This window comes from Clostridium sp. LS, from assembly GCF_002760435.1.
In the GTDB taxonomy this organism is placed as follows: Bacteria; Bacillota; Clostridia; order Clostridiales; family Clostridiaceae; genus Clostridium.
In genome coordinates this window covers 1-1368 of sequence record NZ_AUUU01000237.1, presented here as the reverse complement: position 1 = coordinate 1368, position 1368 = coordinate 1, and the positions used below count along the sequence as shown (strand labels likewise).

The window sequence follows — 1368 nt, the reverse complement described above, 5'->3', positions numbered from 1 at the left end:
GCAACAGGAGTAACAGGTCCAACTGGTCCAACAGGCCCAACTGGAGCAACAGGAGTAACAGGTCCAACTGGCCCAACAGGAGCAACCGGAGCAACAGGTCCAACAGGCCCAACAGGCCCAACCGGAGCTACAGGACCAAAAGGATCATCATCATTTGGTAGTGCATATCAACTTGCTACAATAGCAGATGCAACTATTGTAGGTGGAGCTGATATTCCATTTTCTAACAATGGTCCACTAAGTAGTATTGCTCATACTGCAGGTACTACTACAATTACTGTAACTAATGCTGGTATTTATGAAATTAAATATAGTATTAGTATAACAGCAGGAATTGGGTCGCAAGTTGCAATTGCCGTAAATGGTACAGTTGATCCATCAACCAGTGTTTCAGCATTGGTTGCTACTGGTGAAATATCTGGAATTGCTATGCTAACTCTTGCTGCCGGTGATGTGATTACCTTGAGAAACAATTCAGCTGTAGCTTTAACTGTAGCTTTAGCTCCAGCAGTTAGTGCTCAGTTAACTATTACGCAATTAAATTAATTTATTATAAACACGATAATTTGTCTAAAGCAAGGCCGCCTAAGGAGTAACAGCATTTTAAAATTAGCCTTGAAATATTAGTAACTACATTTCAAGGCTTTTTTTGCATGTTGAATTCCATCGGTTATTGAACTCTATTATAAAAAGCAAACAATAAAAACAAAACCAATATATCTAAGAAAGTGTGACTTAAAATACACTTTCTTTTTTTATCATAACATTTAATTTGCTTTGAACTGAACTAATGTTTAACAGCGTAATCTGTTCTGTATACATTCATAGTTATATAAGCAATAGCTTCATATTATTAAATTATTAGTATTCAGTATTTTTATAAGTAGATTGTATTCAGGTTTTTTAGCCTTATTCACCGTACTCTTTATATTTTTCTACATAGTGCAATAACAATTTATGATTATTAGCTCCTAGATTTCTGGAAAGGATTATTTTCTATAAAAATACAATTTATAAGTTAGAGGGTAAGATTTCAATATTGCAAAAATTAATTGCTATATATAGAAAAAAATGAGCAAATAACTTCATATCACTAATGTTGATGGAAAATTAAATAAGATATCAGATGACATTGAGTACTTTCAAATTACATCGAATGAGGAATTAAAATTAATGCAATTAGTAGTGTGAAGGTATTTGTATTTTCATATCAAAATTTGTTTTTTTGCATATATTAAAGTAGCCCAATTTTTTGAGATTGGTGCAAAGCAGAGGAAAAGAAAGAATAAGGAGATGGTGTAATGCCTACCGCAGTTATTAATCCTATAGCTGATGCATATATATCGCAGTCCAATCCTAATGCGAACT

The 1368-nt window shown here is 33.3% G+C and carries 1 pseudogene; it reads left to right on the top strand.

The features are described from left to right. Positions 1 to 546 (top strand): annotated as a pseudogene (locus tag COL3_RS26820) (collagen-like protein); the annotation flags it as partial. Positions 547 to 1368 lie beyond the last annotated feature (822 nt).